Raw genomic sequence first — 23,876 nt, 5'->3', positions numbered from 1 at the left:
CGGGTGCATTAGCGTGTGTGACAATCGGTCGCATGTAACGCAACGGATGAGGAGCCGCGTGCGTTACGGACATGGTTCGCAATATGCAGGAGGGACTATTATGAGCTATACCGACACGGCCTCAACGTTTCCGGCCTCCGACGCCCCATCGAGCCAGGCTCCCGTAGCCGTCGATCCGGACCGCATCACGATGGCTGTCATTCTCGCGAGAATGACTGAATTTTTCGACTTTTTTGTCTACGCGATCGCCTCTGTTCTGGTATTTCCCTACGTCTTCTTTTCGTTTGCGGATCCGCTGACGGCGACGCTCTATTCATTCGCCGTGTTCTCGCTCGCCTTCATTGCGCGACCGATCGGTTCCCTAATCTTCCTGCAGATCGACCGCAAGTTCGGTCGTGCCGTCAAGTTGACTGCCGCCCTCTTCACACTCTGCGGATCGACGATGGCGATCAGCTTCCTGCCCTCCTATGGTGACGTCGGTATCATGGCGCCGATCCTGCTTGCCGTCTTCCGCATCGGTCAGGGTCTCGGTCTTGGCGGCGCCTGGGATGGCCTGGTCTCGCTTCTGGCCATGAACGCACCTGAAAAGCAGCGCGGCTGGTATGCGATGATGCCACAGATCGGGGCTGCCATGGGCTTTGGTCTCGCCAGCGCCTTCTTCATCATCTTCGTGACCCAGCTTTCCAACCCTGAGTTTCTTGCCTGGGGGTGGCGCTTCCCGTTCTTCGTGGCTCTGGCACTGAATGTTCTGGCACTGTTTGCCCGCCTTCGCATGATCGTGACGCCGGAATTCCAGGCCATGCTGACCCAGCATGAACTGGAGCCGAAGCCGATGTTCGAGATGCTGCGCAGCCAGTCGCGCGTCGTCATCACCGGCGCCTTCGTTCCGCTGGCAAGCTTCGCACTGTTCCACCTCGTTACCGTCTTTCCGATCAGCTGGGTGGTTCTGCATACGCAGCAGCGTCTGTCGGACTTTCTCTTCGTTCAATTCATCAGCGCCATCATCGGCGGTGGGATGATCGTCGTGTCCGGTGCGCTTGCCGATCGTATTGGGCGCCGCAAGCTGCTGGTCATTGCCGCGTCGTTGATCGGCGTGTTCAGCTTCATCGCGCCAATCCTGATGGCGTCTGGAGATATCGGCCGCTATCTGTTCGTATTGGTCGGCTTCTCGCTGCTCGGCCTTTCCTTCGGTCAGGCTGGCGGCGCGCTGGCGTCGCGCTTCAGCCGGGAGTATCGCTACACCGGTGCGTCCTTGACCTCAGATATTTCGTGGCTGATCGGCGCGGGCTTTGCACCGCTCGTGGCGCTCGGCTTCTCTTCGGAGTTCGGCCTCTTCGCCGTCGGCATCTACCTGCTGTCCGGTGCGGTCTGCACCATCGTGGCGCTGTTCTTCAGCCGCAAGCTTGACATGCCCGCCTGATCGGTTTCCAGGCATCTAAAAATGAAAGCTGCGAGACTCTGACGTTTCGCAGCTTTTTTGTTTTCTCCGATGAGCCGTAAAGCCCATGCTTTGACTGAGCTACCCTGCACCTGCGCAACACATGTTGAGCATTGTCGCGCTCCATGGATTCGCTCCTCACGCCGTAACTGCGCGTTTCGTACATGGCGTCGTCACGAAATCGTTTCGCACTTATTGCGCTTTAGCAGTCGCGGCAGAGAATCGGGTCACCCTCGCGCTTGGCGAAATAGTAATCCCGGCTGATCGTGATGGTCGAGTTTTCCGATACCATCGTCGGCATGAACATGAGCAGACTATGTGGCACCGACAGTTCGGCATGCACGAGAAAGTCGCTGACAGAGCGTAAGTTTGCCGGCACATCCGCCGCGGCACCCACCGCATAGGGACGACCGCCGCCCTGGTCCCAGGACCATACCACCGTCGCATTCTTGTTGGTATCGATCTTGATGCCAGTGATCTTGAGCTTCAATCCATCCGTGCCGTAGGGAACGAAGATCGCCGCGGCCCCATCCTTCATCGTCGCCAGATAGTCCTTGTCGACCTTCGTCTGGGTAGAGACGATGTCGGCAATCGCTCCAGCGGCACGCGTCGCGCGCTTATAGACGCTGAAGCCTATCGTCAGCTCGAACGACGTTAGATACAGCGATACGAGCAGCGGAAAGATGATGGCAAACTCGATTGCGCCCGCACCTTCCCGGTGCCTGGCAAAGCGTAGAAAGATGCCGCTGGTCTTCGCGCAGGATGGTCTGGTTTTGACCTTCATCTTTTCCGCTCGCTAGTAATTCTCGTTGCGATACGCATCGGTCGCAACGATGAGGAAGTGGGAGGGCATCGAACCATCAGCCGGACGGATCTTCGTCAGATAGGGACGAATGAGATCGGTAATTACCGGCCAGCGATAATAGACCCTCAGCATATTGATCGTGCCGGGCCCTCCGGGCTTGAAGCCGAAGACAGAGGTGTTGAGATCGTAATATTGGCCTGTCTGGATCAGCGGGATGGTTTTGGGTATATCCGCGAAGCTATTGAACTGGCGAAGATCGATGTAAAGTTTGGAAGGCGTCTTATCATCACACGTCACCATGATCGATATTTCCTTGCAGAACTGCTTGCGGAAATCTTCCGCTGTCACCGTGTTGGCGATCTGTCCGGTGCGCAATTTGCGGGCCATGGTGTCGGTGGCGTTGACGAAAAGCTGCTCGCCCGTCATCGCGATGAAGGTTTCCAGGATCGCGAAAACGACAAGGAAGTACGGCATGGCGAGAATGGCGAATTCGATCGCGGCGGCGCCATCGCGCGAGCGGAGTAACTTGCCAGGTAATGCCTTCTGCAACATTGGCCTTCGCATGCGCTCTTCTATCTCTGACGGAAATTGATCTTGCGGGAGTGGTATCGCACAAGGATCATTATGAGGGCTTTCTTTATATTTCCTTGTCGGAAAATCTCAGATTTGCCACATGTCTTGTTTTTCGACACACAAAGGTCAGTAAAAGCGTCTCCGAACGCCCGGGAACACCAGCAAACGCCTCAGTATCGGACACAAAAAAGCCCAGCGATGCCGGGCTTTTTCAACATGATCTGGTCAGGCGGACCGCTTAATCAGCGTCAGCTCTGCGGAGCTCTTCCAGTGTCGGCACCGAGGTGATGTTGTAGCCGCAATCCACGTAGTGGCATTCGCCGGTCACACCGCGGGAGAGGTTCGACAGAAGATAGAGCGCAGAGCCGCCGATATCGTCGATGTCAGCCGTGCGGCGCAACGGTGCGTTCTTCAGGTTCCACGCGAAGATTGCGCGCGCATCCGAAATGCCGGCGCCTGCCAGCGTGCGGACCGGACCGGCCGAAATGGCATTGACGCGGATCCCCTTCGGACCATAGTCGGCTGCCAGATAGCGGACCGACGCCTCGAGAGCCGCCTTTGCCACACCCATGACATTGTAATTCGGGATGACGCGCTGGGAGCCGTTATAGGTCAACGTCAACATCGAGCCGCCATCGGTCATGAGACTTGCGGCCCGCTTGGCAATCTCGGTGAAGGAGAAGCATGAGATGACCATCGTGCGGCTGAAGTTTTCGCGTGTCGTATCGGCGTAGAGCCCCTTCAGCTCGTTCTTGTCGGAAAAGCCGATGGCGTGAACGACGAAGTCGATCGAACCCCAGCGCTCGCGCAGGGTTTCAAAAAGAGCGTCCACGGATGCAATATCTTCGACATCGCAGGGTACGATGAAATCGGAGCCGACCTCAGCCGCGAGCGGCTTGACGCGCCTTCCAAGGGCGTCACCCTGATAGGTAAAAGCCAGTTCCGCGCCCTGTGCGGCCAGTGCCTTGGCAATGCCCCAGGCGATCGAGTGATTGTTTGCGACGCCCATGATGAGGCCGCGTTTACCCTGCATGATGCCGTTCATGGGCAATTATCCGTTATAGCGCTGGAAGACGAGCGTGGCGTTGGTACCGCCGAAGCCGAAGGAGTTGGAGAGGACAGTGTCGATCTTGGCATTGTCGATGCGCTGGCGAACGATCGGAACGCCATCGAATTCCGGATCGATGGTCTCGATGTGGGCGCTCTCGCCGATGAAGCGTTCCTGCATCATCAACAGACCATAGATCGATTCCTGAACGCCGGCAGCACCGAGCGAATGGCCCGTCAACGACTTGGTCGACTGGATGTGCGGGATCTTGTCGCCGAAGACTTCGCGGATCGCGCCGATTTCCTTGCTGTCGCCGACAGGCGTGGAGGTACCGTGGGTGTTGACGTAATCGACATCGCCCTTCACGGTCGCGAGCGCCTGACGCATGCAGCGGATGGCGCCTTCGCCGGACGGTGCCACCATGTCGTAACCATCCGAGGTCGCGCCGTAGCCGACGATTTCCGCATAGATCTTCGCGCCGCGTGCCTTGGCATGCTCCAGCTCTTCCAGAACCAGAACGCCTGCACCACCGGCGATCACGAAACCATCGCGGTTGACGTCATAGGCGCGCGAGGCGACCGAGGGCGTTTCGTTGTACTTGGACGACATGGCGCCCATGGCGTCGAAAAGATTCGACATGGACCAGTCGAGATCCTCGTGGCCGCCAGCGAACATCACATCCTGCTTGCCCCACTGGATCATTTCAGCGGCGTTGCCGATGCAGTGCGCCGATGTCGAGCAGGCAGACGAGATGGAGTAGTTCACGCCGTGGATCTTGAACCATGTGGCAAGGGTGGCGGATGCCGTAGACGACATGGCCTTCGGCACGGCAAAGGGGCCAATGCGCTTCGGGCTGTTGTTCTTCAACGTGATGTCGGATGCCTCGACGATGGTGCGTGTGGACGGACCACCCGAGCCCATGATGATGCCGGTGCGCTCATTGCCGCTGATATGGCCCTCTTCCAAACCGGAATCGGCAATCGCCTGCTTCATCGCAACATGGTTCCACGCTCCACCCTGGGAGAGAAAGCGCATGGCGCGACGGTCCACCAGATCGGTCGGATCAAGCGAGGGCTTGCCCCAGACCTGGCACTTGAAGCCATGTTCGGCAAAGTCGGGCGAGAACGAAATGCCGGACTTCGCGTCTCTCAAGGAAGCCGTGACTTCGCCCGCGTCGCTGCCGATCGATGAAACGATACCGAGGCCGGTGACTACTACTCTTCTCATGAAGGTGACCTTTTCTTAAAGCTTGCCGCAGATGGCGCGAGTTGCGCCCGTCTTGCCAAAGACGTCAGGCGGTCTTTTCCTTAGACAGACCAACGCGAAGGTCCGTCGCTTGATAGATGGTTTCGCCATCCGCCTTCAGCCAGCCATCGGCGGTGCCGAGCACGAGGCGGCCGCGCATCACGCGCTTGAAATCGATACCATATTGCAGGAGCTTGGTTTCAGGACGAACCATGCCTTTGAACTTTACTTCACCGGTGGAAAGCGCCATGCCGCGGCCAGGCTCACCCAGCCAGCCGAGGAAGAAGCCCGTCAGCTGCCACATGCCATCGAGACCGAGGCAGCCCGGCATAATCGGGTTTCCCTGAAAGTGGCACGGGAAGTACCAGTCATCCGGCTTCACGTCATACTCCGCGCGGATGAAGCCCTTGTCGAACTCGCCGCCGGTTTCGGAAATTTCAGTGATACGATGAACCATCAGCATTGGAGGCAGAGGAAGCTGTGCATTGCCGGGGCCGAACAGTTCGCCGCGGCCACATGCCAGAATTTCCTCATAATTATAGCTCGATTGCCTCGTTGCCATTGCTTCCGTTTCCCGTCTCATCGTGTTTCTAGACTTCTGTAAAGCAAGTTAGGCTCAAAATGAAGCACCGCAAGGGCAGCATCCACATTGGAGCAGACCAACTTGCCAGAGGCCTGTTCTCAATATGGCGCCCGCATACAGGAAGCGTAAGGACGGAACCAGCGGAAAATTGCAAAAAGGGCCCTTTTGCCGCCAATAGGACAGGCGGCTCCGCCGGAAACTATTGAAAGCCTTGTCCTTAAAAGATATATGCATCCTCACGACGCACTTTATAACCGTTCTCAGGAACCGCAACCGATGGCATTTGACGCCAGCTTGGACATTGGAACACGGCTACGCCGCTTCGGCCTGCGCCCGACACGCCAGCGCATTGCGCTTGGCGATCTGCTGTTCGCGAAGGGCGACCGCCACCTGACGGTAGAAGAGCTTCATGACGAGGCGGTGACGGCTGGCGTGCCCGTTTCGCTGGCAACCGTATATAATACGCTGCACCAATTCACCGAGGCTGGCCTGATCCGCGTGCTCGCGGTTGAGGGTGCGAAGACCTATTTCGACACCAACGTCTCAGATCACCATCACTTTTTCGTTGAGGGTGAGAACGAGGTTCTCGATATTCCGGTCAACAATCTGCAGATCGGCAATCTTCCCGAACCACCACAGGGTATGGAAATCGCCCACGTGGATGTCGTTATCCGCCTGCGGCGCAAACAGCGCTGATACGAGATGGTTCGATTGGAAAAGGCACCGGAAGGTGCCTTTATCGTTTTGAGGCTTCCCTCGTCCCTACATCACGTCTTCGGGTGGGCGGCCAGGGCGAGACCTGTAGGGCGGAAAGGTCCAACCGAAAATCAGCGCTCCGCTACGGATGCCAAAAGCGGTGAGAATGCCTGCCGTGGAAGACACGATGAGGGGCGCACCGAGGAAATGCACGCCGGTGAACACGCAGGCGCCAGCCAGCGCACAGCTGATATAGATTTCCGGGCGCAGCAGAACAGAAGGCGCGCCCGCGAGAACATCACGCAGGACTCCGCCAAAGGTGGCGGTCATCGTTCCGGTGACGATCGCAACAGTCGGCGATCCGGTGGCAGCAAGACCCTTGGCTGCCCCCATGACGCAATAGGCCGAAAGGCCGACGGCATCCAGCCAGATCAGCAGGCGGTAACGGGATTCGAACAGGTGCGCGGTGAAATAAACGAGTGCTGCCACACCGACGCAGACGAGGATGTAGGTCGGATTGATTACCCAGAAGACCGGCGCACGGCCAAGCACCAGATCCCGCAATGTGCCCCCGCCAATCCCTGTCGCTGCAGCGAAGAATATGAAGCCGATGAAATCCAGCTGTTTGCGTGAGGCAGCCAGAGCGCCTGTTGCCGCAAAAACCGCGACACCCGCATAATCGAGGAAGGCCAAGAGTGACATGAAGAGGCGCTCCTTGATTTCTGTGGTGGCGGTCAGTGTGACGCAAGCACGGCGGGTTATAGACCTCGCCATCATTATGCTGCGCCATCCATAACGCAAATCCAGTAAAGATGAAGCCGTTTTGCTCATGGATGTTCCTGACGGCAGCGATCAGACCGCGAAGGACACTGCCTTGAAACGTCTCTTCTCATCCATGCTGAGCCTGCTGGCGCTTTTGAGCCTGATGACGCCAGCGCTCGCCCAACAGGAATTGATTAGCGATCCGGAAGTTTATGAGAAGGCTTTTTTCCAAAAACAGTGCAAGGTCGCCGAATTCGGACCCGATTACATCTCCCGCATCGACATCAACAATGACGGGCTGATGGATGCGGTGACCAATCGCGGAGCGCTGACCTGCGACGGTCATAAGAGCACCACCTGCAATGACGACGGCTGCCCCTATAACTTTTACGTCCAGGTGAAAGAGGGCGGATATCTGTTGATCGCAACTGCCACGATCTACGGCTACGATTTTATCCAGCGCTTCGGCAATATGGTCTTCGTGCTGAAAATGCATCCACGCTATTGCGATCGGACCGACAGCGTACCTTGCGAAATGACAGTGCGTGTCAGAGGCACCTCCTTCGTCACGCTCTCGCGCAAATAAGATGCCTAAGCGCCAGTTGCGGCACGCTTGATCGCGACGCGCTGATTATAGCGGCTTCTGAGAGACCTCGGCATCAGCAAGCTTGCCAGTGCCACGACAAAGACGATCAGACTGACGACGAGCAGTGCGCCATCTGGAAACAGGCTCGCAAGGATCGCGCCCGAAATCGCGCCCGACACCATTCCGAGCCAGGGGGCAAGCTGGATCGTCCAGTCGAGCTTTCGCTCGCCCAAAATCAAGCGGCCAATACCACGACCGAAGCGAGAGAGCGCACCCGTCACATAGGTGAGCCCGATTGGTAGACCTTCGATATGCTCGACCGCTGCGTTGATCATACCCATGGCGAAGACGATCAGATAGAAATCGATAGGGCGAAGTGCGGACGCCTGCATCAGGGCGGCGAGTGCCAGCATGAGCGCAACCGAGCAAAGGACGGTGAAGATGCGGCGCTGCGAACTATGGGCGATAATGATGCCCGCAGCATTGCCAGCGACGAAAGTGATGATGGCAAGAAAAAGCTTCAATGCGTGATCATACTGGCCGGCCTCCAGCGAAATCGCCGCACGGGTGGTGTTGCCGGTCATAAAGGACACGAAGTCTCCCGACATCATCAGCCCGATCGCATCCGTCATTCCAGCCACAAACGAGATGGCGGCCACCAGCGCCAGCCCCATTCCTGTGCGTCTTGCCTTGATAATAGAGCGGCGTCTTTGTCTGGTCATGGTGCCTCGGCATGCAGAGACTCAACAGTCTGTGTTCGCGGATTTTAGGCACGTGGATATTGCGATTTCAACAACGCGATCCGGCGCCTGGGAAGGCTTCGTTGATAAAAAACGATTTTCTTATCTCCGCCTTCTTGCTAGGCCAGCAGAACCAAAAAAGGGAAAGGTTTTCGCGTGAAACAGGCAATCATCGTGATGGGCGTCAGCGGTTGCGGCAAATCCACTGTCGGCGCGGAGCTGGCGGAAAAGCTCGGGATACCGTTTCAGGAGGGTGACAGGCTGCACCCGAAGGCCAATGTCGAGAAGATGAGCGCCGGTATTCCACTGACCGATGATGACCGGTGGCCGTGGCTCGATCTCGTGGGCGCGGAGCTTCGCCAGGGCTATGAGGCCGGTGGCGTGGTGATTTCCTGCTCGGCCTTGAAGAAGTCCTATCGCGACCGGCTGCGGGCGGCCTGTGGCGGACCCTTGGCCTTTGTTTTCCTGGAAGGCAGCGTCGAGCTTTTGACGAGCCGCATGGGTGCACGCAAGGGCCATTTCATGCCGCTATCGCTGCTAAAGACGCAACTCGACACGCTGGAAGTCCCAACCGGTGAACCGGGAGTCGTCACCGTCAATATCGAGGCCACGCCCGATGAGATCGTCCAGCGCGCGCTGAAGGGGTTGAAGTCCTTATAGTCCGAGCTTGTCGCGCAGGCCGTACCACCATGCACCCAGCATGGTGAGCGGCACGCGGAAGGTCTTGCCGCCTGGAAATGGAAAATTCGGCAGCGATGACCAGACATCGAAGCGTCCTGCCTGACCGGAGACGACTTCCGCCAAAATACGCCCGAGCAATTGCGTGGTGGTCACCCCATGACCGCTATCGCCGTGGGAGAAATAGATGTTCTCCGACAGCCGCCCCATATGCGGAATGCGCGTCAGCGTCAGCGCGAAGTTACCGCTCCAGGCAAAGTCGATCTTGACGTCCTTCAATTGCGGAAAGGTTTTCAGCATATTGGGGCGAATGACGCTGGTCAGGTCGGCCGGATCACTGCCGCCATAACCGATGCCGCCGCCATAGAGCAGCCGGTTGTCCGAAGTACGCCGATAATAATCAAGAATATAGTTGGCATCTTCGACGCAATAATTTGCGGGAAGCAAGCTCTCGATCAGGCTCGCATCGAGCGGTTCCGTCGCCATGACCTGGCTTGAGACCGGCATCATCCGATCGCCGATTTCCGGCAAGAGCTTGCCAAGATAGGCATTGCCGCAGACCAGCACATATTCCGCCGTGACCTTGCCATGCGCGGTTCTGACCGTTGGGTTCGTTCCCTTCTCGACACCGATCACTCTGGAATTTTCGAAGATGCGGCCACCCATCTTCTCAATCGCAGCCGCCTCACCCAGCACGTAATTCAGTGGATGCATATGACCGCCGAACCGGTCGATCATGCCGCCGGCATAACGATCGGACTTCACATATTTGCCCACCTCTGCCTTGGACACCATCTCCAGCCCGGAATGCCCGTGCTTCTCCCAATGCGCCTTGTTGGCTTCCATCTCCTTGATCTGCTTTGGTGTGAAAGCGGCAAAGAAACCGCCATCCACGAGATCGCAGTCGATCCCATATTTCGCCACCCGCTCGCGGATGATCTGTCCGCCCTCCAGCGACATCTCGCCGAGTTTCACGGCCTTCTCGTGCCCATAGCGCCCCGCGATGGTTTCGAGATCGCGGCTGTAGCCATTGACGATCTGCCCGCCATTGCGCCCGGATGCGCCAAAGCCGATGCGCGTCCCTTCCAGCACGATGACGGAGAAGCCTTTTTCCGCAAGCTCGAGTGCAGCCGACATGCCGGTGAAGCCAGCGCCGATCACACAGATATCCGCATGCATCTCGCCTTCGAGCGCCGGCCGTACAGTCTTGTCATTGGCGGAGGCCGCATACCAGGAGGTCGTGTGACCGGGGTTCGGAAGCGCGGTTACCTGAGCCATGTTTCACACCGTCCTGATATAGGCGTCATATTCCACATCGGTGACGCGAAGCGAGAATTCGGAAATTTCCTGCTGCTTGCAGGCAGCATAGAGCGTTCTGTAGCGCTGGCCGAGCGTGGCATAGGCAAAACTCGAACGGGCAAAGCGCTGGACCGCATAATCCCAGTTCGTCGGCAAGGGCTCGTGATTGATGGCATGGCTATCGCCAGCAATAGCACCGCCCGGCTGGCGCTTCTCCCGCATGCCGGAAAGCGCCGCGTTCAGGATCATGGCAAGCACGAGATAGGGATTGGTGTCAGCACCCGCCACGCGGTGTTCGATGCGGGTGGCCGGTTTGCTTGCGGTTATCACCCGCACGGCGGCCGAGCGGTTGTCGAAACCCCAGGAGGCATAGGTCGGCGCATGTTCACTCGGGCGCAGCCGCCGATAGGAATTGGCATGCGGCGCGAACACCGCCATGCTTTCCCCCATGTTCTCCAGAAGTCCACCAACGCTGTGCATCAGCGCTTCCGACGGACCGTCCTCGCCCACATAGATGTTTCGTCCATCCTTATCCAGAACGGAGAAATGCACATGCATACCGTTGCCAGCCTGCGTGCCATAGGGCTTGGCCATGAAGGTGGCATCCAGATCATGCTTGCGCGCCACCCCTTTGACGATGCGCTTGAGGAAGACGGCGAAATCCGCCGCCTGCAGCGCATCGGGCACATGGTTGAGGTTGATTTCGTATTGCCCGGGGCCATTTTCGCGAAGCGTCGTATCGGCCAGCACGTTCTGGGCGCGACAGGCAGTGGCGATGTCGTGAAAGACGTCTTCGAAATCCTGAAGCTCGGAAATGGAGAGAACCTGCGTCTGACCCGTGTGCCAGCGCCCTTCCCGGCTATTGGGCGGCCGCACAGGGTCGAGCGCGGAACGGACCGGATCGATCAGATAGAATTCAAGTTCGGTGGCAACGACAGGGGTCAGGCCACGCTTGGTAAAGCCGGATAGAACCTGCGCAAGAACATGCCGCGAATCTGCGAAGAAACCAGCACCATCCGGCTCGGTCATGGCGAGGAGCACTTGCGCCGTGGGTCGCCCAAGCCATGTGACGCGCGACAGGGTTTCTGGCACTGCAAAACACAAGCCGTCAGGATCGCCGGTTCCTTCTGCCAGACCAGCGGCGTTCACGTCGCGGCCCCATATATCCAGCGCATAAACGGAACGGGGCACGGCCATGCCTTTTTCCAGCACGTCGAGCGCCCGCTCGCGCGGGATCCACTTGCCGCGGGGAATGCCATTGGCGTCGATGACAAAGGCTTCGAGGATTTCAATATCGGGGTTCTGTTGGAAAAAGGTCTTTGCGTATTCGATATCAGCCATCATTCACCAGTTGGATCGTTACTTTCTCAGTCGGCCATAGGTGCCGACACTAATGAAAGTCGTCCTGCTGCTGGTAGATCAGATATCGCGCCGTCATCGTGACACTATGCCCCGCTGCATCCCTTTTTCCTCCCTCCGGCCATGTTAAGCAGGCTTTTGCAGGAAGGCCACCCCCAATCTCGATATTAGGGGTTGAAGCGCTCCGCAGCGTATGGGGCGATCGGTATGACCGGGGTCTCGCCAAGCATGGCCTCAGCCAGGACTCGCCCGGTGATGGGTCCAAGTGTCAGACCATGATGGGCGTGTCCGAAGGCAAACCATAGGCTTTTGTGTCGCGGTGCCTTGCCGATGACCGGCATCATGTCCGGCGTACAGGGGCGTGCGCCCATCCAGGGGTCCGCATCCAGCCTGCCACCCAGCGGAAAGATGGCGCGGGCCACCCGCTCTGCCCGAAACAACTGGACAGGTGATTTCGGCGCATCGCGATCGGCAAACTCCGCCCCGGTCGTCAGGCGGATCCCCTTTTTCATCGGTGCCAAAAAGTACCCACGCTCGGCATCGATCAGCCAGTTATTCAGCCTCGTCCCTTCCTGCGGAGCATAGTGCATATGATAGCCGCGCTTGACGCCCATCAGAAAGCGATAGCCCAGCCGTGCTGTGACCGTATCTGCCCAGGGGCCGAGCGCAACAACCACGCTCTCGGCCTCCACCAGCCCATTGTCCGTCTGGATCTTCCAGCCAGTCGGCGTCTGTGATAGAGCCGCCGCATCACCCTTGACGAAGGTACCGCCCAGAGTTTCAAACAGCCGCAGATAGGCCATGGTGAGACCATGCGGGTCGAGTACCGACCAGGGGTCATTCCACTTCAGTCCGCCGACAAAGTCTTTTGAGAGATGTGGCTCTGCCTCCGCCAATTCCTGTTGGGTCAGCTTGGTGTGGCAAATACCGTGATCGCGCGCAAGGCGCTCTGCGAAGGCGAAGTCTTCATCGCGCTTCGCTTCCGTTCGATAAGCCTCCATCCAACCATTCTTGACGATAAGATCGCCGGCCTTCGCCTCATCGATCAGGATCGAATGCTCGGTAATCGAATGTTCGATCAACGGTGCGTAGGAACGGGAGATCGCTGCCTGCCGTGCAGGTTGCGAATGATACCAGTAGCGCGCCAGAAACGGTGCGATCTTCGGCACTGCCGCCATATGATAATGCGCGTCGATGCGGTTGTTGAGCGAGTAGCGCGCAAGCAGGCCGAGATCCTGGGGGAAGCCATAGGGAACAACGCCTTCACGCTGGATGAGACCGGCATTGCCGAAGGATGTTTCCTCCCCTGGTCCGCGGCGGTCGAGAAGGACGACGGATTTTCCGCGCCTTGCCAGTTGCACCGCCACCGAGACCCCAATGATCCCGGCACCCAATACGATCACATCCGCTGCCATGCTCTTCTTCCTCTGTCCGTCATCAGACGTATCAGGAAGATGGCGTTCCCGACCAGGGAACGCAACAGTAAAACCGCTTCACTGCTGTTTGCGTGACGCGCGCTACTCGCTGACGGCTTCGGTCTTGACCGCCTCGATATTGAAGGCCGCCGCCATCAATGCGCGAGTATAGTCTTCTTTCGGCGCCTCGAAGATCGACTTGGCGGGGCCGCTTTCGACGATCTTACCATGGCGCATGACGATCACCTCGTTGGCAAGTGCCTTCACCACCTTGAGATCGTGGCTGATGAAGAGATAGGCGAGATCATGTTTCGACTGTAGATCACGCAGGAGATCGACCACTTGCGCCTGCACGCTCATATCCAGAGCTGATGTCGGTTCGTCCAGCATGACGAAGCGTGGTTTTAGAACCATGGCGCGGGCAATCGCAATACGCTGCCGCTGGCCACCGGAAAACTCATGCGGATAGCGCCAACGGGTGGCAGGATCGAGCCCCACCTCTTCCAGTGCCTTGGCGACACGCTGGTCACGCTCCTCATAGGAGAGCGATGTCTCATGAACCTTCAGACCTTCGGCGATAATGTCTCCAACCGACATGCGCGGGCTCAGCGAACCATACGGGTCTTGGAACACCACCTGAAGGCGGTTTCTGAGCGGCTTCATCATAGAATAGGAATAGCTGTCGATGGACTGGCCGATGAAACTGATCCGGCCCTTCGAGGAAATAAGCCGCGATAGCGCAAGCCCGAGGGTCGTCTTGCCTGACCCGGATTCCCCCACCACGCCGACCGTCTGACCTTCACGAAGGGTGATGTTAATGCCATCCACCGCCTTGACGTGATCCACGACCTTGCGCATCAACCCGGCCTTGATCGGAAACCAGACCTTGATGTCGTCGCCCTGCATCACCACCGGCTTGTTGTGGTCGGCAAGCGGCGGCTCGCCCTTCGGTTCAGCGGCCAGAAGATGGCGGGTATAGGCATGCTGTGGATTGGTGAAGACCTGCTCGACGGTCCCTGTCTCGACGATCTTGCCCTTGGTCATGACGCAGACACGATCGGCAAATTTGCGAACGATGCCGAGATCGTGGGTGATGAAGAGCATGGACATGTGATGCTGGTTTTTTAGCCCCGCCAGCAACTCGAGAATTTGCGCCTGCACCGTCACGTCGAGCGCCGTCGTCGGCTCGTCGGCAATCAGCAGCTTGGGTCGGTTGGCGAGCGCCATGGCGATCATCACACGCTGACGCTGCCCGCCCGAAAGCTCGTGCGGGAAGGCTTTCAGCCGCTTTTCCGGCTCGCGAATGCCCACCTGATTGAGGAGTTCCAGGATGCGGAAACGCGCAGGCGCTCCGGTGAGCGCCTGGTGCAGCTCCAGAATTTCACCGATCTGCCGCTCGATGCTGTGAAGCGGATTGAGCGAGGTCATCGGCTCCTGGAAGATCATGGTGATATCGTTGCCGCGTACCGATCGCAGATCGCGCATCGGCATCGTCAGCAAATCCCTGCCTTCGAACAGTATCTGACCTGAAGGGTGGCTTGCCGCCGGATAGGGCAGAAGCTTCAGGATGGAATTGGCCGTTACCGACTTGCCCGATCCGGATTCGCCAACCAGCGCCAGCACTTCGCCGGGCATGATCTCGAAAGAGACCTTGTCAACAGCGAGACTTTCTTTACCGCCCTGATGGAAGGCAACGGAGAGGTCTCGGACGGAGAGCAGGGGTGCGGTCATTGTGCCTGTATTCGTTTGGGACATGGCCATCACCGGAACGTCTTGCGCGGGTCGAAGGCATCGCGCACCGCTTCGCCGACGAAGATCAAGAGCGACAACATGATAGACATGGTGAAGAAGGCGGTGAGGCCCAGCCATGGCGCCTGGAGATTGTTCTTGCCCTGGGCAATCAGCTCACCCAGCGATGGCGAGCCGGGCGGCATGCCGAAGCCCAGGAAGTCGAGCGATGTGAGCGTGGTGATCGAGCCGGACAGAATGAAAGGCAGGAAGGTAAGTGTTGCGACCATGGCGTTTGGCAGTAGATGCCGGAACATGATGGTGGCGTTGCCGACCCCAAGTGCGCGGGCGGCATTTACATATTCGAAATTGCGTGCCCTCAGGAATTCGGCACGGACCACCCCGACGAAGCCAACCCAAGAGAAGAGCAGCATGATGCCGAGCAGCACGAAGAACCCAGGCGGCAAGATCGCGGCGATGATCAGCAGGATGTAGAGCACTGGCATGGACGACCAGATCTCAATGAAGCGCTGCATCAGGAGGTCGGTCCAGCCGCCGAAGTAACCCTGCACTGCGCCTGCCGTGACACCGACGATGGCCGAGCAGATGGTGAGCGCCAGGCCGAATAGGACCGAGATCCGGAAGCCGTAGATGATACGCGCGGTCACGTCGCGCGCCTGATTGTCAGTCCCGAGCCAGTTGAGATTGCCAAGAGTACAGCCGGGATCAGCCGACCCTTGCGGATAGCCGGAGCAGCGCTCCTCTTTGCTCATCAACCAGAAGGGTGGCGTGGGGGCCGAATGGGGAATGTTGGAATTGACCGTCTGGTAGGAATAACGGATTGGAGGCCAGATCATCCAGCCATTGGCGTTGATCTCATCCTGAATATAGGAAGACTTGTAATCGGTCTGCGCCAGGAAGCCGCCGAACTTTTCTTCCGGGTAATCGACCAGCACGGGAACCAGAAGCTCGCCCTTATAGGAGGCGAGGATCGGCTTGTCGTTCGCGATGAACTCAGCACAGAGGCTGAGGCCGAAAAGCACGAGAAAAAGCCAGAAGGACCAGTAGCCGCGCCGATTGGCCTTAAAATTCTGCCAACGGCGAATGCTCGTCGGCGAAAAGAACGGACGCTTGTGCGGAGGCATAGCTTCGGACGCGGGTGTGGTTGCGGGCGTAGAGACAGTCATCACACGTCCCTCCGCTCAAAGTCGATGCGCGGATCGATCCAGGTATAGATCAGGTCGGAAATCAGGCCGACGACAAGTCCCATGAGCGAGAAGATAAAAAGGGTACCGAATACGATCGGGTAATCGCGATTGACGACCGACAGATAGCCAAGGCGGCCAAGGCCATCCAGCGAGAAAATGTTTTCGATCAAAAGCGAGCCGGTGAAAAAGGCGGAGATGAAGGCGCCAGGGAAGCCCGCGATGACGATCAGCATCGCATTGCGGAAGACGTGGCCATAGAGCACCTTTCGTTCCGAAAGACCCTTGGCGCGCGCGGTCACCACATATTGCTTCTTGATCTCATCGATGAAGGAGTTCTTGGTCAGGAGTGTGGTGGTGGCGAAAGCAGAAAGCACGAGAGCTGTCAGCGGCAGCGTCAGGTGCCAGAAGTAGTCGATGATCTTCTGCCACCAAGTCAACTCGGCGAAGTTATCGGATGTGAGGCCCCGCAGGGGAAACCAGTCAAAGAAGGAACCGCCGGCAAAGACCACGATCAATAATATGCCGAAGAGGAAGCTCGGCACCGCATAACCAACGATGACGATGCCGGAGGTCCAGACATCGAATTTGGAGCCATCTTCCACTGCCTTCTTGATACCAAGGGGAATGGAAATGGCATAGGAAATGATCAGGATCCAGAAGCCGAGCGAGATAGAGACAGGCATCTTGTCGATGATGAGGTCGATGACGGAAGAGTTTCTGAAGAAGCTATCGCCAAAGTCGAAGCGAATGTAGTTCCACATCATCTCCAGAAAGCGCGTCAGCGGTGGCTTGTCGAAGCCGAACTGCTTTTCGAGCTTGGCGATCAGTTCGGGATCGAGACCCTGAGCGCCACGATATTTCGACCCGCTTTCATCGACACCACCGCCACCCATGAGGTCGCCACCGCCGGAGAGGCGATCAGCAGCGCTATCGCCGGAACCGGACAATTGAGCGATGACCTGTTCGACGGGGCCGCCCGGCGCAAACTGAATGACGAGGAAGGAAATGCCCATGATGCCGATAATGGTCGGTATCATAAGCGCCAGACGCCGCAGAATATAGGCTCCCATTAGAGTTCACACTCCGTGCAAGCGCGCTCGGCTGTCATCCCCACTGTCAAACCGTTTCCTTTCTCGGCGAGCGACGCATATCGCCAGCCCAATGATTCGTCTTCATGCATGTGAATCAAGGCTTGGGCTATAAAGCAAGACCAAGCTCATTTTGCCGCACTGGCCGACCACCAGGCTTCAGGGAAACCAACGCCGTAATAGGGCAATTCCGTGGGGCGAACGATCGTGTTCCAGTAGGCGACGGTCATCTCGCCGCGGTAGAATTGCGGGATGACGTAGTTGCCCGCCAGTAGAACCCGATCCAGCGCCTTGACGGCGGCAACCTGATCCTCACGGTTGGGAGCGAAGATAATCTTACGGATGATCTTGTCGATCGCAGGATTGCTAATGCCGGCGAAGTTTTTCGAGCCTTGGCGGTTGGCTGCGGCCGAACCCCAGTAATCGGCTTGTTCATTACCGGGATTGGAGGTTTGAGCCCAAAGATTGACGATCATGTCGTAGTCGAAGGCGCGTGTGCGATTGGTGTATTGCGACGAATCCACGTTTCGAACGGTGACATTGATGCCGATCTTCTTGAGGTTTTGGGTGTAGGCCAGGACAACGCGCTCCATGGCGGGAGAATCAACCAGGATTTCGAAATCGAAAGGCTGGCCCGTCTTCGCGTTGACCATGCGGTTGCCCCGCAACTCGTAGCCCGCCTCTTTCATCAGCTTGACGGCCTCACGTAAATTGTCGCGCTGCTTGGCAGGATCGCCACCAACGGGATTGCGATACTCGGTGGTAAAGACCTCCGGCGGCACGTCATCTTTTACTTCGGTCAGGATTTCCAGCTCTTTGCCCTGCGGCAAACCGGATGAGGCAAGGTCGCTTCCCATGAAGAAGCTGTTGATCCTCTGATATTGGCCGAAGAACAGTGTCTTGTTCATATCCTCGAAGTCATAGGCAAGGTTCAGCGCTTTGCGGACTCTCGGATCCTTGAACTTGTCCCGGCGAGCATTGGGCACGAAGGCCTGCATGATACCGACCGAGCGGTAGATATTCGGAATTTCCTCGCGCTTTATCCGTCCGTCCTTGACGGCTGGAAAATCATAGCCGGTTGCCCAGCGCCCGGCAGAGTTTTCCTGCCAGAAATCCGTATTTCCTGCTTTGAAGGCCTGAAACTCCACATCGCGATCGGTATAGAAGGTGTAGCTGATCGTCTTGAAGTTGTTCATGCCGACATTGACGTTCAGGTTTTTACCCCAATAATCGTCACGCAATTCGTAAGTGATCGTGGAGCCCGGCGCCACGGAAGCGATCTTGTAGGGTCCGGACCCCATGACCGGCTCTAGTGTCCCGCGTGAAATGTCGCGTGGCTTTCCATCCGGACCGTTGGCCTCCCACCAGTGCTTGGGAACAACGAGCAGTTGCCCGATGATCTGCGGAAGTTCGCGGTTGTTTTTCTCGTCGAAAGTGAAGGTCACTTCCCGGTCGCCAGTCTTCTCCGCTTTGGTGACGTGCGCGTAGTAGGTCGCGAGCTGCGGGTTGAGGTCCTTCGCCTTTTCAAAGCTGAAAACAACGTCCTCCGGTGTTACCGGTTTCCCGTCGGCGAATGTCGCTTCCGCGCGCAGCCTAAACGTCGCCTTTGATATATCGTCTGGATAGGTCAACGCCTCTGCAAGAAGGCCATATGATGCTGAAAGCTCCTCTTCGGAAGACTTCATCAACGTATCGAACACGACCCCGAGACCCGTCGCGGCCTCTCCCTTGGCAAGAAGGGGGTTCAGGGTGTCGTAGGTACCGGCTGTCGACAGCCGCAGGGCGCCGCCCTTCGGCGCATTCGGATTGACGTAGTCGAACCGCTCGAAGCCCTTCGGATGTTTCAATTCTCCGACCGTGGCGATGCCCACACGCCATTGCCCGTCTTCCTGCGCGTGCGTTGCTGTCGAGGACGTGAAAAGCGATACCCCCATTGCCAGGAGCAGGAAGGGTTTTGCGCTTGCCAGAGCCATGGGCGGATTTTCCTTTCGGTGCGTGTTGCGGCAAAGCATAAGCCAAACAATGTCAAAAAATAGAGGCGCCACCTCACAAGCCGGTTATTCGCAAACATGCTTTCACCAAATTCGCGATCCAGCGTACTATCGCACAAAAGAATCAACCGGATCGCAGGCGGCGACGAATGAGATTAAAGACAATGACAGCGCACAGGCTTTCGCTTATCGCTTTTTCGGTCATCTCGATGATCGGCGCAGATCTCGCCCCAGCCTTTGCGGAAGACCTGCCTGCAAAACAGGTTTTTGGCCATATCGATCTTCCTTCCGCCGGTCCCTCCAGGTCTTACGGCTCCTATGCAAAAGGATGCCAGTCCGGTGCGGTTGCCCTGCCGACGGAAGGCGAAGGTTTCCAGGCCATGCGCCTTTCCCGCAACCGGCGCTGGGGCCAACCCCAGCTCATCTCCTTCATCGAACGCTTTGGCCAGGATGCGCAGAAGATCGGCTGGCCGGGCCTCTTGATCGGCGATATCTCCCAGCCGCGTGGCGGCCCGATGCTGACGGGCCACGCTTCCCATCAGATCGGGCTGGATGTCGATATTTGGTGGCGCCAGATGCCGGACCACATTATGAGCGCCCAGGAGCGCGAGGATACGCCGTTCATTTCGATGCTCGACAAGAGCAAGTTCCTGACCGTCGACGACCGCAAATGGTCTCCACTGAATGCGCGACTGGTAATGATGGCGGCAAGCTATCCGCAGGTGGAGCGCATCTTCGTCAACCCGGCCATCAAGCAGAAGCTGTGCCAGAGCTGGACCGGCGACCGAACTTTCATGGGCAAGATCCGTCCCATCTACGGTCATGACGAACACTTCCACGTCCGCCTCTCCTGCCCCGCCGGCGCGACCGACTGCAAGCCGCAGGCGGCGGTGGGTCCGGGCGATGGCTGCGACAAGTCGCTTGCCTGGTGGTTCACCAAGGAACCCTGGGCGGCACCGAAGAAGGATCCGAACGCCAAACCGCCAAAGCCGCCACGACCGATGATGGTGTCAGACCTGCCAAAAGCCTGTGCCGCCATTGCGGTCGCGCCTTCCGCCGGAAGATCACAGCCCGCGGTGCAGAGCTCCTACACCAGCCCTGCCGTTCCAACGGTGAGCGGCCCTCTCTCCTCATCCTCCGGTGCACCGGTTCCGCCGGCCGACGTGCCAAGACCTTCTGCGCGTCCTTCGATGAATTGATCCAAAGACGCCCGCTTTTCAAACTTGGAAGAGTTGATATAGAAGGCTTCAAATCGATTTAAAACTGCTTGGGGCAGATGATGGACAGCAAACGCTGCGTGGCGCTGATTGCGCATGATGAGAAGAAGAACGACATGGCGGAGTTTGCCCGCGAGCATCAGGATGCACTCTCAGCGTTCCGGATCGTCGCCACCGGCACCACGGGCGGGCGTGTTCAGGATGCCTGTCCAAAGCTCGACGTCATTCGCCTGAAAAGCGGACCGCTTGGTGGCGACCAGCAAATTGGCGCCATGATCGCCACCGGCGATGTCGACATGCTGATCTTCTTCGTCGACCCACTCACCTCTATGCCGCATGATGTGGACGTGAAAGCCTTGACACGGCTTGCCACCGTCTACGACATACCGATGGCGCTCAACCGCGCGACGGCCGAGCGACTGATCGACTTCCACATCCAAAAATAGGCGCTCGCCGAATACGGCGATCATATCTTCAAAATCAGGCGGCTTCAGGAGCAGTGATGCCCAACGAGAACGATCATCTTTCCTTTCCGATCCTCATTGGAGACATCGGCGGCACCAATGCCCGTTTCTGCATCCTGCCGGACGCCACATCTGAAGCCGTTCATCTGACGACCGTCAAAACCGCCGACTATCCCTCCATCGACGACGCCATCAAAATCGCCGTGCTGAGCAACACGGCGATCAAGCCTGTCTCGGCGCTCCTTGCCGTCGCTGGACCGATCGAGTCCGACGAGATACCGCTGACCAATTGCCATTGGGTCGTCAAACCGAAAGAGATGCTGAGCAATCTTGGTTTGAGCGATGTCGTCGTCGTCAATGATTTCGAGGCTCAGGCTTTGGCGATTGCGGCACTTGACGATGACAATCGTGAGCTCGTCGGGCCGAACCGTCCGGACATGATGGCTTCGCGCGTGGTGCTCGGTCCGGGCACCGGTCTTGGCGTCGGCGGACTCGTCTACGCACGGCACATGTGGTTTCCAGTGCCTGGCGAAGGCGGGCACGTCGATCTCGGGCCTCGCACGGAACGGGATCGTCAGGTCTTTCCGCACCTCGAAGCGATTGAGGGCCGTATTTCTGGAGAGCAGATCCTTTGCGGGCGCGGCCTCGTCAATCTCTACCGCGCCATTTGCGCTGCGGATGGCGTTACGCCAACGTTCTCCGACCCGGCAGATGTCACCGCACATGGTCTTGGCGGATCGAATGCACAGGCCGAGGAAACACTATCACTGTTCAGCACCTATCTTGGGCGCGTTGCCGGAGACATGGCGCTCGTCTTCATGGCGCGTGGCGGGGTCTACCTTGCCGGCGGCATTTCGCAAAAGATCATTCCAGCACTCAAGCGTCCTGAGTTTCGCGCTGGTTTTGAGGATAAGGCACCGCACAGCGCGCTCATGCGCTCCATTCCGACCTATGTGGTCACCCATCCGCAGGCGGCGCTTGCCGGTCTCTCAACCTTCGCCAGAACACCGGAGAATTTCGGCGTGACACTCGAAGGGCGTCGCTGGCAAAGCTGAGCTTCCAAGTAGAGGCTGGTCAAAGCCTGCCCTAATGGATATAGACGCCGGTTGAAAAGGCGGCCCAGTCGCCGGAACATCAAAAGGTGGATGAGCGATTGAAAACCGCCAAGTCACGGGGTCCTGTGGATACCGATACAATTGCTGCAGTTCTAAAGCGCGTCTTCGCTGAGAATGCGCGTGATCATATCAAGGGCTATATATTGGTCGTTTTCTGCCTGCTCATCGTAGCAGGATCAACGGCGTTCACCGCATGGATCATGGATTCCATTATCAACGAGGCCTTCGTCAACCGACGTGCTGATCTCGCATTTCTGATCTGCGGTGCCATATTTATGGCTTTCTTCCTTCGGGGACTTGCGAGCTACTTTCAATCGGTCGCGCTATCGAAAATTGGCAATAACATTGTTGCCCGCTATCAAAAGCGACTTTACTCGCATCTGATGACACTCTCGGTTGGTTATCTGAGTGAGTCCCGTTCCGCGCATCTCGCAGCCCAGGTCAGCCAGAATATCGGCGGCATCCGCGATGTGATGAATTTGACCGTCACCTCCGTGGCCCGCGATTTCTTGACCTTCATCGCTCTGATCGGCGTGATGATTATCAAGGATCCGTTCCTCTCGATCATCATCGTCTTCATCGTGCCGCCGCTGGTTCTCGGCCTTCGATACATCTCCAAGAGACTTCGGGAAACGACAAGGGAAGCCATCATCCTGGGAAGTCGTGTCCTTGGCTCCATGCAGGAAACGCTGCAGGGTATCGCTATCGTCAAAGCTTTCACGATGGAAAAGCCGCTTGAGGAGCGCGTCTTCGCCACGATCGACGCTTCCGAACGACGTTCCAATCGTATCGCGCGGCTGTCCGAGCGAACTGCGCCTCTGACTGAAACAATCGCCGGTATCGCCGTCTCAAGCGTGCTCGCCTATGCCGCTTACCGCGCGATCTATGACAACGTTCCTCCTGGCGCCTTCTTCGCTTTCGTGACCGCCCTCCTGCTGGCTTACGACCCGGCGCGCCGTCTGGCTCGTCTTCAGGTGTCCCTGGAGCGTGCTGTCGTGAATGCACGCATGATCTATGAGATTCTCGACATGGAGCCGGTTCAGCGCGAAAAGCCGAATGCGGTGCCGCTGAAGATCGCCAATGCGACGGTCGAGTTGCGCAATGTGGTTTTCTCCTACAAGGATTCCGGGCCTATCCTCAAAGGCGTCAGTTTCGTGGCCGAAGGCGGGAAAACGACTGCACTTGTCGGGCCTTCCGGGGCGGGAAAATCCACCATCATCAATCTCATACCGCGATTTTACGATCCGACCGGTGGCGAAATCCTGATCGACGGACAGAACATTGCCGATGTCACGACGCATTCGGTGCGGCTCAATCTGGCTTACGTTTCGCAGCAACCCTACCTCTTCGAAGGCACGATCCGCGACAATATCCGCTATGGTCGCCCTGAAGCGACGGACGCTGAAATTGAAGAGGCTGCGAGGCTTGCTTTCGCCCATGACTTCATTCTGGCACAGCCGCTGGGTTACGATACCCAGGTTGGTGAGAACGGCATGACCCTTTCGGGCGGCCAGCGTCAGCGTCTTTCCATCGCACGCGCGCTGGTCCGCAATGCGCCGATCCTGCTGCTTGATGAAGCGACGTCTGCACTTGATACCGAGTCGGAAGCCGTCGTGCAAAAGGCGCTCGATACAGCCATGACCGGACGCACCGTCATCGTCATTGCCCACCGTCTCTCGACTGTCGTCAAGGCAGACAAGATCGTGGTGATGAATGAGGGGCAGGTTGTCGAAGAAGGCACGCATGAGACGCTTGCGCGACAGGAAGGCGGTCTTTACGCTCGCCTCAACAATCTTCAGGCGACAGGCGTTCGCGGACTTTGAAAGCATAGGGTGACG

Annotated in this window: 22 protein-coding genes; 8 read left to right on the top strand and 14 right to left on the bottom strand. The window is 57.9% G+C overall.

What is annotated here, in order from left to right; all coding sequences use genetic code 11:
- Nucleotides 1-100 precede the first annotated feature (100 nt).
- Nucleotides 101-1,420: an MFS transporter gene (locus QE435_RS14990; RefSeq protein ID WP_349041856.1), complete on the top strand. Its 1,320-nt coding sequence runs from the start codon at nucleotides 101-103 to the stop codon at nucleotides 1,418-1,420.
- 220 nt (nucleotides 1,421-1,640) lie between these two features.
- On the opposite strand, the gene QE435_RS14985 is transcribed toward QE435_RS14990, so the two are convergent.
- From QE435_RS14985 to fabA, 5 genes are all read right to left on the bottom strand, one after another.
- Nucleotides 1,641-2,222 carry a TadE/TadG family type IV pilus assembly protein gene (locus tag QE435_RS14985; RefSeq protein WP_349041855.1) on the bottom strand — a complete coding sequence of 194 codons (582 nt, stop codon included), beginning with the start codon at nucleotides 2,220-2,222 and terminating at the stop codon, nucleotides 1,641-1,643.
- Nucleotides 2,223-2,234: 12 nt separating this feature from the next.
- A complete protein-coding gene (locus QE435_RS14980) occupies nucleotides 2,235-2,807 on the bottom strand; it encodes a TadE/TadG family type IV pilus assembly protein (protein WP_349041854.1) in 573 nt (190 codons plus the stop codon).
- A 247-nt stretch (nucleotides 2,808-3,054) separates the two neighbouring features.
- Nucleotides 3,055-3,861: an enoyl-ACP reductase FabI gene (gene fabI / locus QE435_RS14975; RefSeq protein ID WP_309772209.1), complete on the bottom strand. Its 807-nt coding sequence runs from the start codon at nucleotides 3,859-3,861 to the stop codon at nucleotides 3,055-3,057.
- A gap of 6 nt (nucleotides 3,862-3,867) precedes the next feature.
- Nucleotides 3,868-5,091, bottom strand: coding sequence for a beta-ketoacyl-ACP synthase I (fabB, locus tag QE435_RS14970; protein ID WP_349041853.1), 1,224 nt, complete (start codon nucleotides 5,089-5,091; stop codon nucleotides 3,868-3,870).
- 64 nt (nucleotides 5,092-5,155) lie between these two features.
- The gene (gene fabA / locus QE435_RS14965; RefSeq protein WP_062427147.1) at nucleotides 5,156-5,671 is read right to left on the bottom strand and encodes a 3-hydroxyacyl-[acyl-carrier-protein] dehydratase FabA; all 516 of its coding nucleotides are present in this window, start codon (nucleotides 5,669-5,671) and stop codon (nucleotides 5,156-5,158) included.
- Nucleotides 5,672-5,968: 297 nt separating this feature from the next.
- Between fabA and irrA the strand changes: the two genes are divergently transcribed.
- Entirely contained in the window at nucleotides 5,969-6,388 is a 420-nt protein-coding gene (gene irrA, locus QE435_RS14960; protein WP_306930602.1) for an iron response transcriptional regulator IrrA, read from the top strand.
- 66 nt (nucleotides 6,389-6,454) lie between these two features.
- On the opposite strand, the gene QE435_RS14955 is transcribed toward irrA, so the two are convergent.
- Entirely contained in the window at nucleotides 6,455-7,090 is a 636-nt protein-coding gene (locus QE435_RS14955) for a trimeric intracellular cation channel family protein (RefSeq protein WP_349041852.1), read from the bottom strand.
- Nucleotides 7,091-7,262: 172 nt separating this feature from the next.
- Between QE435_RS14955 and QE435_RS14950 the strand changes: the two genes are divergently transcribed.
- Nucleotides 7,263-7,736: a hypothetical protein gene (locus tag QE435_RS14950; protein WP_306930599.1), complete on the top strand. Its 474-nt coding sequence runs from the start codon at nucleotides 7,263-7,265 to the stop codon at nucleotides 7,734-7,736.
- Between the two features lie 5 nt (nucleotides 7,737-7,741).
- On the opposite strand, the gene QE435_RS14945 is transcribed toward QE435_RS14950, so the two are convergent.
- A complete protein-coding gene (locus QE435_RS14945) occupies nucleotides 7,742-8,458 on the bottom strand; it encodes a YoaK family protein (protein WP_306930597.1) in 717 nt (238 codons plus the stop codon).
- 195 nt (nucleotides 8,459-8,653) lie between these two features.
- On the opposite strand from QE435_RS14945, the gene QE435_RS14940 reads away from it, so the two are divergent.
- A complete protein-coding gene (locus tag QE435_RS14940; RefSeq protein ID WP_349042871.1) occupies nucleotides 8,654-9,136 on the top strand; it encodes a gluconokinase in 483 nt (160 codons plus the stop codon).
- Here the strand turns inward: QE435_RS14940 and QE435_RS14935 are convergent.
- From QE435_RS14935 to QE435_RS14905, 7 genes are all read right to left on the bottom strand, one after another.
- On the bottom strand, nucleotides 9,131-10,432 hold the full coding sequence (locus tag QE435_RS14935) for an FAD-binding oxidoreductase (protein ID WP_349041851.1): 1,302 nt from the start codon (nucleotides 10,430-10,432) through the stop codon (nucleotides 9,131-9,133). The genes QE435_RS14940 and QE435_RS14935 overlap by 6 nt on opposite strands.
- A gap of 3 nt (nucleotides 10,433-10,435) precedes the next feature.
- Nucleotides 10,436-11,797: a glutamine synthetase family protein gene (locus tag QE435_RS14930; RefSeq protein ID WP_306930593.1), complete on the bottom strand. Its 1,362-nt coding sequence runs from the start codon at nucleotides 11,795-11,797 to the stop codon at nucleotides 10,436-10,438.
- Between the two features lie 182 nt (nucleotides 11,798-11,979).
- Entirely contained in the window at nucleotides 11,980-13,227 is a 1,248-nt protein-coding gene (locus QE435_RS14925) for an FAD-binding oxidoreductase (RefSeq protein ID WP_349041850.1), read from the bottom strand.
- Between the two features lie 102 nt (nucleotides 13,228-13,329).
- Nucleotides 13,330-14,982 (bottom strand): ABC transporter ATP-binding protein, encoded by a 1,653-nt coding sequence (locus QE435_RS14920; protein ID WP_349041849.1) that lies wholly within the window; start codon nucleotides 14,980-14,982, stop codon nucleotides 13,330-13,332.
- Between the two features lie 5 nt (nucleotides 14,983-14,987).
- Nucleotides 14,988-16,100: an ABC transporter permease gene (locus tag QE435_RS14915; protein ID WP_349042870.1), complete on the bottom strand. Its 1,113-nt coding sequence runs from the start codon at nucleotides 16,098-16,100 to the stop codon at nucleotides 14,988-14,990.
- A gap of 41 nt (nucleotides 16,101-16,141) precedes the next feature.
- Nucleotides 16,142-17,233 (bottom strand): microcin C ABC transporter permease YejB, encoded by a 1,092-nt coding sequence (locus QE435_RS14910; protein WP_306930589.1) that lies wholly within the window; start codon nucleotides 17,231-17,233, stop codon nucleotides 16,142-16,144.
- A gap of 146 nt (nucleotides 17,234-17,379) precedes the next feature.
- A complete protein-coding gene (locus QE435_RS14905; protein ID WP_349041848.1) occupies nucleotides 17,380-19,224 on the bottom strand; it encodes an extracellular solute-binding protein in 1,845 nt (614 codons plus the stop codon).
- Between the two features lie 227 nt (nucleotides 19,225-19,451).
- Between QE435_RS14905 and mepA the strand changes: the two genes are divergently transcribed.
- The 4 genes from mepA to QE435_RS14885 all read left to right on the top strand — a co-directional run bounded on the left by mepA (nucleotide 19,452) and on the right by QE435_RS14885 (nucleotide 23,861).
- Entirely contained in the window at nucleotides 19,452-20,441 is a 990-nt protein-coding gene (mepA, locus tag QE435_RS14900; RefSeq protein WP_349042869.1) for a penicillin-insensitive murein endopeptidase, read from the top strand.
- Between the two features lie 80 nt (nucleotides 20,442-20,521).
- A complete protein-coding gene (locus QE435_RS14895; RefSeq protein ID WP_306934746.1) occupies nucleotides 20,522-20,905 on the top strand; it encodes a methylglyoxal synthase in 384 nt (127 codons plus the stop codon).
- Between the two features lie 56 nt (nucleotides 20,906-20,961).
- Nucleotides 20,962-21,978 carry a glucokinase gene (locus QE435_RS14890; RefSeq protein WP_349041847.1) on the top strand — a complete coding sequence of 339 codons (1,017 nt, stop codon included), beginning with the start codon at nucleotides 20,962-20,964 and terminating at the stop codon, nucleotides 21,976-21,978.
- Between the two features lie 98 nt (nucleotides 21,979-22,076).
- Nucleotides 22,077-23,861 (top strand): ABC transporter ATP-binding protein, encoded by a 1,785-nt coding sequence (locus QE435_RS14885; RefSeq protein ID WP_349041846.1) that lies wholly within the window; start codon nucleotides 22,077-22,079, stop codon nucleotides 23,859-23,861.
- Nucleotides 23,862-23,876: the final 15 nt, after the last annotated feature.

The sequence above is a fragment of the Agrobacterium sp. SORGH_AS 787 genome (assembly GCF_030819035.1).
In the GTDB taxonomy this organism is placed as follows: domain Bacteria; phylum Pseudomonadota; class Alphaproteobacteria; order Rhizobiales; family Rhizobiaceae; genus Agrobacterium; species Agrobacterium larrymoorei_B.
This window is presented reverse-complemented; position numbering and strand designations above follow the sequence as displayed.